At 39.6% G+C, this 7,743-nt stretch carries 7 protein-coding genes, 2 tRNA genes and 1 rRNA gene; 9 read left to right on the top strand and 1 reads right to left on the bottom strand.

Going from position 1 to position 7,743, the window contains the following annotated elements; genetic code table 11:
- Positions 1–62: 62 nt before the first annotated feature.
- The 9 genes from rrf (at position 63) to K3T81_RS19245 (ending at position 5,653) form a co-directional block, all read left to right on the top strand.
- Positions 63–178: ribosomal RNA gene (gene rrf, locus K3T81_RS19285) — 5S ribosomal RNA — on the top strand.
- A gap of 62 nt (positions 179–240) precedes the next feature.
- Positions 241–317: transfer RNA gene (locus K3T81_RS19280), tRNA-Met, on the top strand.
- A gap of 35 nt (positions 318–352) precedes the next feature.
- A tRNA-Asp gene (locus tag K3T81_RS19275) sits at positions 353–429 on the top strand.
- Positions 430–616: 187 nt separating this feature from the next.
- Positions 617–1,582 (top strand): thiamine-phosphate kinase, encoded by a 966-nt coding sequence (gene thiL, locus K3T81_RS19270; protein ID WP_238022195.1) that lies wholly within the window; start codon positions 617–619, stop codon positions 1,580–1,582.
- 8 nt (positions 1,583–1,590) lie between these two features.
- A complete protein-coding gene (gene tsaE, locus K3T81_RS19265) occupies positions 1,591–2,040 on the top strand; it encodes a tRNA (adenosine(37)-N6)-threonylcarbamoyltransferase complex ATPase subunit type 1 TsaE (RefSeq protein ID WP_238022194.1) in 450 nt (149 codons plus the stop codon).
- Between the two features lie 49 nt (positions 2,041–2,089).
- Entirely contained in the window at positions 2,090–2,797 is a 708-nt protein-coding gene (gene tsaB, locus K3T81_RS19260) for a tRNA (adenosine(37)-N6)-threonylcarbamoyltransferase complex dimerization subunit type 1 TsaB (RefSeq protein WP_238022193.1), read from the top strand.
- Positions 2,787–3,239: a ribosomal protein S18-alanine N-acetyltransferase gene (rimI, locus tag K3T81_RS19255; protein WP_234368485.1), complete on the top strand. Its 453-nt coding sequence runs from the start codon at positions 2,787–2,789 to the stop codon at positions 3,237–3,239. The genes tsaB and rimI overlap by 11 nt, the downstream gene beginning before the upstream one ends.
- Entirely contained in the window at positions 3,236–4,246 is a 1,011-nt protein-coding gene (gene tsaD, locus K3T81_RS19250; protein WP_238022192.1) for a tRNA (adenosine(37)-N6)-threonylcarbamoyltransferase complex transferase subunit TsaD, read from the top strand. The genes rimI and tsaD overlap by 4 nt, the downstream gene beginning before the upstream one ends.
- A 234-nt stretch (positions 4,247–4,480) precedes the next feature.
- Entirely contained in the window at positions 4,481–5,653 is a 1,173-nt protein-coding gene (locus K3T81_RS19245) for an FtsW/RodA/SpoVE family cell cycle protein (RefSeq protein ID WP_238022191.1), read from the top strand.
- A 45-nt stretch (positions 5,654–5,698) separates the two neighbouring features.
- Here K3T81_RS19245 and abc-f read toward each other — a convergent pair whose 3' ends face one another.
- The gene (abc-f, locus tag K3T81_RS19240) at positions 5,699–7,624 is read right to left on the bottom strand and encodes a ribosomal protection-like ABC-F family protein (RefSeq protein WP_238022190.1); all 1,926 of its coding nucleotides are present in this window, start codon (positions 7,622–7,624) and stop codon (positions 5,699–5,701) included.
- Between the last annotated feature and the right edge of the window lie 119 nt (positions 7,625–7,743).

The following is a 7,743-nucleotide window of genomic DNA, read 5'->3' as shown; positions in this document are numbered from 1 at the left end:
AATTCCCTTGCATTTTCTATAAAAAATGCGTATAATATATCTTGTCCTTGTTTTTAAGAAGGTCTGGTAGCAATAGCGGAGAGGTCACACCTGTTCTCATGCCGAACACAGAAGTTAAGTTCTCCAGCGCCGATGGTAGTTGGGGCTTTGCCCCTGCAAGAGTAGGACGTCGCCAGGCCTTAAGATATATTTCTACTATTCAATAGAGATAACCATTAAAATTGAATATTTTACTCACATCGCGGGGTGGAGCAGTCTGGTAGCTCGTTGGGCTCATAACCCAAAGGTCGTAGGTTCAAATCCTGCCCCCGCAACCAAATTTATTTTAAAGTGAAACAAATATAAACATTTTGGTCCGGTAGTTCAGTTGGTTAGAATGCCTGCCTGTCACGCAGGAGGTCGCGGGTTCGAGTCCCGTCCGGACCGCCATACTTATAAAACTTCGTACACATGAACTCATTAAGAGCATCATGTGTTTTTTAATGTTTTAATATTAAATACTTATATTGTTAACGCTAGATAGAGACTCTAATAAAAATACCCACTATTCTTTTTCAATTCCCTCTTTTTTTGCTATCATTAAGATTGTATATTAGTTGGGAAATGGTGATAAAAATTGGATGAATTCTCTTTTATAAATTCAATTAAACAGAATAGTTATAAACAACCATCCTTAGTAAAAGGAATTGGCGACGATGCTGCTGTATTTAGAAGTGAAAAGGATATCGTAACGGCAGTCGATACTTTTGTAGAAGGAATACACTTCAGTAGAGAGACTATGTCTCCATTTCAAACAGGTTATAGAGCCCTTGCTGCAAACATTAGTGATTTAGCTGCAATGGGAGCAATGCCAGCATTTTATCTTGTTTCTGTAGTAATTCCTAAAACATGGACTTTAAAAGAAGTAGAAGAAATCTTTTCCGGAATGAAAGAATTAGCAAGATATGATCATATGGACCTTATTGGTGGGGATACAGTATCTGGTTCAGAGCTGTCTATCTCTATTACAGTTATTGGCTTAGTAGAGAAGGGCATGGCTCGATTTCGTCACACAGCTCAACCAGGAGACCATGTTTTTGTAACAGGAACTCTAGGAGATGCACGAGCTGGATTGCATATTTTAACGGATAAAACCAGTTCTTATATCAATTCATCTTACTTTGTAAAAAGGCACCAAATGCCATCTCCCCGATCCACTTTTGCTGTTTCTCTAGCAGGCATTGACCGGATCACGTTAAATGATGTAAGTGACGGAATAGGAAATGAGGCAAATGAAATTGCCGAATCCTCCGATGTTACGATTACGTTATATGATGAGAACATTCCTGTAAGCGACGACTTCCAACAGTTTCCTCCATCCTTTCAGCAAGAATGGAAGTACTTTGGTGGGGAAGACTTTGAGCTTTTAGGAACAGTAGCTGAAGAAAACTGGGATGCTCTTGCAAGAATAGCGAATGATACAGGTACCCAGTTAACTAAAATAGGTTTTGTATCAGAAGCGGAAAAAGAGCCTTCTGTTTACGTAATAATAGATAATAGAAAAACGCGTTTAGATAAAAACGGTTATACACATCTAAAGTAGGTGAATCAATGGAAACACACCAAGTAAAGGTTCATACAGAACTAGAAACAAGACAGGTTGCAGCACAATTAGCCGTCCTATTAAAACCAGGAGATGTGGTTACATTAGAAGGCGAATTAGGTGCTGGAAAAACGACGTTTACGAAAGGCCTAGCAAATGGGCTTGGTGTTAAGCGGCATGTAAGTAGCCCAACATTCACCATTATCAAAGAATATCAGGGTGAACTTCCCCTATATCATATGGACGTATATCGACTGGAAAACTCGGAAGAAGATATTGGGTTTGATGAATATTTTAACGGTGATGGGATCTGTGTGGTAGAATGGGCGCAATTTATCAATGAATTCTTACCTGAAGAGAGATTGGAAATTGAAATTCAATACGCAGGTGAGGAAAGTAGAACGATACAATTTAAAGCATATGGTACGCACTTCGAAGGGATATTACGAGATCTGTAATTAGCATCTAAAGAACCTTCGAGTACTGAAAACATGAGGAGTAACGTGAATGAATATACTTGCAATTGATACTTCTAATCAAGTGTTGGGGATCGCGATCGTAAAGGATAATAAACCTATTGGAGAAATGAAAACGAATATAGCCAAGAATCATTCCGTGCGCTTAATGCCTGCTATAGATCAGCTTATGAGGGATGTCTCCATAACGCCTGATGAGCTTGATCAAATCGTTGTGGCTAAGGGGCCTGGTTCGTATACTGGTGTACGCATTGGACTCGCAACAGCGAAATCTATGGCTTGGGCATTAGAAATTCCAGTAATAGGTGTTTCTAGCTTGGAAGTCTTGGCATATCAAGGCAGATTCTTTAATGGTTATATCTGTCCCTTCTTTGATGCGCGCCGTGGGTTAGTCTATTCAGCAGTCTATGAATGGAAAAATGGACAGCCTGAAGTCGTATATAAGGAAGAAAATCTCTTAATGGCGGATTTGCTTGAAAATCTTGCTCAAGAAGATAAACCCGTATTATTTTTAAGTCCGGATATCGATATTTACATGGATGCAATCAACACACAGCTTGGGAAGCAGGCTGTGATACCAGAGTTAGCCTTCCATGTAGCAGACGCCAGCCATTTAGTACTAGCTGGAACAAGGAAACAGGCAGAGCCTACTCATGCACTGACTCCAAATTACCTTCGTCTTGCTGAAGCGGAGGCAAAGTGGTTAAAGCAACAGAAGGAACAGCAGAATAATGAGTGAGATAACGATTCGAAAAATGGAGATAGCTGACGTCGATCAAGTCATGGAAGTTGAAAGAGTATCTTTTACCACGCCATGGACTACGGATATCTTTTACCAAGAAATTGTTGATAATCAATATGCTTATTATTATGTGATAGAATGGAATGGAAGGATTGTCGGGTATGTGGGTACTTGGGTTGTCTTAGAGGATGCTCAAGTAACGAATATTGCGATTATGCCAGAATTAAGAGGTAACAAACTTGGGGAAAAGCTATTTCAATATATGCTTTTACAAATTAAACTAATAGGGGCGACACGTCTTTCGCTTGAAGTACGTGAATCGAATATTCCCGCACAAAAATTATATCGCAAATTTGGGTTGGTACCTGGTGGAATAAGAAAAAATTATTATACAGACAATCAGGAAGATGCCATCGTTATGTGGGTGAATATATTATGAAAAATGATACGATTATATTAGGAATAGAAACCAGCTGTGATGAAACAGCAGTTGCTATCGTGAAAAATGGAACGACGATTGTCTCCAATGTGGTAGCATCACAAATTGAAAGCCATAAACGCTTTGGCGGGGTGGTTCCAGAAATCGCTTCAAGACACCATGTAGAACAAATGACACTGGTGCTTGAAGAGGCCTTTGCAAAAGCGGAGCTCACATGGGATGAAATAGATGCAATTGCCGTGACAGAAGGTCCGGGCCTTGTTGGTGCCTTACTGATTGGAGTAAACACGGCAAAGGCTTTAGCTTTTGCAAAACAAAAGCCACTCGTCGGTGTTCACCATATTGCTGGCCATATTTATGCAAATCGTCTGGAGACGGAATTCCAATTTCCGCTATTAGCTCTTATCGTGTCAGGGGGCCACACGGAGCTAGTACTGATGAAAGAACATGGTAGCTATGAAGTCATCGGTGAAACGAGGGACGATGCGGCAGGAGAAGCTTATGATAAGGTTGCTAGAATGTTAAGTTTACCGTACCCTGGCGGACCACAAATAGATCGACTCGCAGCAGAAGGGGAAGCAAACATTAATTTCCCTCGAGCTTGGCTTGAAGAAGGTAGCTATGACTTTAGTTTCAGTGGCTTGAAGTCATCAGTGATTAACACGATTCACAATGCAAGCCAGCGTGGAGAGGAATTAAAGAGTCAAGATATTGCTGCTAGCTTTCAATCAAGTGTAGTAGACGTACTTGTTTCCAAGACATTGCGTGCTGCAAAAGAATATAAAGTAAAACAAGTAATCGTTGCAGGTGGTGTGGCAGCGAATAGTGGTTTACGTAACGCGTTGAAAGATGCCTTTGCGGATACGGAAGTCCCGCTCCTCATTCCTCCTTTAAAGCTTTGTACCGATAATGCAGCCATGATTGCGGCAGCAGGCACGATCGCTTATGAACAAGGGAAAAGGGCTTCTTGGGATTTAAATGCTAACCCATCTCTTATTTTAGAATAAAAAGTATCCACAGTTATACACAAGACTGTGGGTAACTTACGAAGAAAACGGTTTGCAAAGGTGTTGTCTGGGGATAAAAATAGTGGATAACTTATAACTTGTTTGTGGATAATGTGTATAACTTTGTTGACAACCTTTGTTTTCGCACTTATGAGGAAATAGAACCTGTGGATATGTTAAAAAGATTTAAATCAATCGTTTGATTAAGCAAAATGGAAATTTGGTGAGTGGAAGATGTCCAAAAAACAATCCTTTTATATACAGAATGACCTTATTACATTGTTTATCTTATTTGTCTCGGTGAGTCTGCTTGCAGTATACAATGCACAGCAATTGGAGCAATACGATGAAAACTTTGTATTGAAACAGATAGTCTGGTTCACGATTGGTATTTGTATTATTGCAGCAATACAGTATTTTGATCTGGATCAATTGTATAAGGCAAGTATTTTCATATACCTAACTGGCCTTTTAGTACTTGCGATCCTCCTTGTTAGTCCTGAAAGTATTGCGAAACCCGTAAATGGAGCAAAAAGTTGGTTTACCCTGCCTGGTTTATCCTTACAACCAGGGGAATTTGCTAAAATGACAACTGTGTTATACACAGCCGCAGTGATTAGTAAGCACAAAGAAAAGTACGCTGCGAGCAATCTCAAAAGTGATTTCTTATTGTTGTTTAAAATTCTTGGTTTAACAGCACTTCCAGTTATGCTGATTATGCTGCAACCTGACTTTGGAACTGCAATGGTATATTTATTTGTCTGTGGCATGTTGATTATTTTATCAGGTATTAGCTGGAAAATTATCGGTTCTCTTATTTTGGGGATATCTTCTTTAATCGGGGTTGTGCTTGGATTTATCGTAAGATTCCCGGACATAGCAAAAGAAATAGTCGGAAGTAGTAATGCATATCAGATTGACCGAATTATGACGTGGTTTAATCCAGATCAGCAATCAGCGGATGCGACCTTCAACTTTGACCGGGCTCATATGGCACTTGGTTCTGGACAGTTATTTGGTAAAGGAATTGGTAGTTTGCAGGTTGCCACACCAGAGGCTCAAACGGATTTCATCTTTTCAGTCATAGGGGAAAGCTTTGGGTTTATTGGTAGTGCATTGGTCATTTTTCTTTACTTTATGTTGCTATATAAACTAGTTACGCTTGGGTTAAGTATGTTTAAACATTCTCCTTTTGGTTCATATGTTTGTTTTGGATTTATGAGCATTCTACTTGTCCACGTCTTCCAAAATGTTGGAATGAATTTGGGGATAATGCCTATCACTGGGATCCCGCTCCTGTTGATAAGTTATGGTGGTAGTTCTGTGTTATCCACAATGATCGGATTAGGGCTTGTGTACAGAGTGGCTGTAGAGCATTCCATACAAAATGATTATCTTTTCAAATAAAACAAAACCCGCATGATTGCATGCGGGTTTTGTTATGTTTAACTATTACGCTTCTTCTTGTAAGGCTGTCCATTCTTCCATAAATCCTTCTACTTTTTGTTTGAGATTGCTTGTTTCTTCTGTTAGAGCGAGTGCCTTCTCATGGTCTTGATATACTTCAGGCTCTGTCATTTTTTCTTCTAGCTTTTCAATCTCCAATTCATATTGCTCAATAATCGTTTCTAATTCTTGAATACGGCGTTCTTTCTTTCGCCGCTGACTTTGAAGCTGTTTCTCCATTTTGAAGTCACGTTTACGCTGGTCGGCTTTTTGAACTACTTCTTCTGTTTGCTGTAGTCTTTTGAGCTCGGCTTCTTCTTCTTTCTTCTCGATATAATAGTCATAATCGCCCAAATATATGGTGATGCCATCCCGTTGCATTTCGGCTACCTGATCCGTAATTTTATTTATAAAATAACGGTCATGCGATACAAAAACAATGGTGCCTGGAAAATCGAGAAGAGCTGCCTCAAGTACCTCTTTACTGTCTATATCAAGATGGTTTGTCGGTTCATCTAGGATGAGCAAATTAGCTTTCTGCATCATTAGCTTAGCCAGGGCAAGGCGTGCCTTTTCTCCACCACTAAGAGCACTTACAGGCTTCAATACATCATCCCCAGAAAATAGGAAATTTCCAAGAATCGTGCGGATATCCTTTTCATTTTCGGTCGGATATTCATCCCACAACTCTAATAGTACAGTCTTGGAAGAAGTAAGATTGGCCTGTTCCTGATCATAATAACCAATTTGCACATTTGTTCCAATTTGAATGTTGCCACTGTTAGGGATGAGTTTTCCCATGATGGCCTTTAGTAACGTCGTTTTACCGACCCCGTTTGGTCCTACCAAGGCAATTCTTTCGCCTCTATTCACATGAAGTTTAACGTCTTCAAAGATGTTTTCGGGTGCATCACCATAACCAAAAGCAAGCTGATCTATTTTTAATACATCATTCCCACTGCGTCGGTTAATTTGGAAAGAAAACGAAGCGGAGGACTCATCGCCTTGAGGCCTGTTCAATCTTTCTATTTTCTCCAGTTGCTTTCTTCTGCTTTGTGCTCGTTTCGTGGTAGAAGCTCGTACAATATTTCGCTGCACGAAGTCTTCAAGCTTTTTAATTTCAGACTGTTGTTTCTCAAATTCCTTTAAATCCTTCTCATAATCCAAGGCCTTTTGATCAAGGAATTTACTATAGCTTCCATGGTACTTCTTTGTCTTGTGTCGAGAGATTTCGTAAACAATCGATACTGTTTTGTCCAAGAAGTATCTATCATGGGAGACAATTACAACTGCTCCTGGGTAGCTGACTAAATAGTTTTCAAGCCAACCAAGGGTATCAATATCTAGATGGTTTGTCGGCTCATCTAGAATAAGGAGTTGTGGTTTGGTGAGCAATAGCTTACCTAAAGCAAGGCGAGTTTTTTGGCCACCACTCAGCTCTGTAATCGGTGTGCTATAATCATAATCTTGAAAATGTAGCCCTGTAAGAACTGCTTTAATATCCGCTTCATAGGTATATCCACCACTTTGTTGATATACCTGCTGTAATTGATCATAATCATGTAGTAATTTTTGATAAGCGGTTTCAGATAAACTTGCTGTATCCGCCATTTGGTTTTCAAGCTTGCGAATTTCTTCTTCCTTGCTTACTAGTTCAGAAAACACACCTAGCATCTCATCCCATATAGTTAGGTTGGAGTCGAGAGCAGTATGCTGTGAAAGATAACCAATGGTCAAATCCTTTGGTTTGAAAAGTTCCCCGCTATCATATGTTAATTCTCCGGCCATGATCTTTAAAAGCGTGGATTTACCAGCACCATTTCTACCTACTAGCGCGATTCTGTCGTTCTCTTTTACTTCTAATTTTATATTTGATAGTATTTCATCCGCTCCAAAAGCTTTTGAAATGCCATTAACCTGCATAAGTATCATACGTGTCACCTCATCTCTCTTAGTTTACCTTACCTAGACACATCAGTAAAATACAAGATGCTGTAAAAAATTTCATAATGAATTGTGAAAAGAATCACGACTTATTATTAAGTTTCTGC

It is taken from the genome of Oceanobacillus jordanicus, from assembly GCF_022095695.1.
GTDB classification, from domain to species: domain Bacteria; phylum Bacillota; class Bacilli; order Bacillales; family Amphibacillaceae; genus Oceanobacillus_B; species Oceanobacillus_B jordanicus.
Note: the sequence above shows the minus strand (reverse complement) of the source record. Positions and strands in the feature narration are given on the sequence as shown.

Coding starts and splice junctions, on each gene's coding strand:
- abc-f (WP_238022190.1), bottom strand. CDS start 7,624: ATGATACTTATGCAGGTTAATGGCATTTCAAAAGCTTTTGGAGCGGAT.
- tsaE (WP_238022194.1), top strand. CDS start 1,591: ATGGAAACACACCAAGTAAAGGTTCATACAGAACTAGAAACAAGACAG.
- K3T81_RS19245 (WP_238022191.1), top strand. CDS start 4,481: ATGTCCAAAAAACAATCCTTTTATATACAGAATGACCTTATTACATTG.
- tsaB (WP_238022193.1), top strand. CDS start 2,090: ATGAATATACTTGCAATTGATACTTCTAATCAAGTGTTGGGGATCGCG.
- tsaD (WP_238022192.1), top strand. CDS start 3,236: ATGAAAAATGATACGATTATATTAGGAATAGAAACCAGCTGTGATGAA.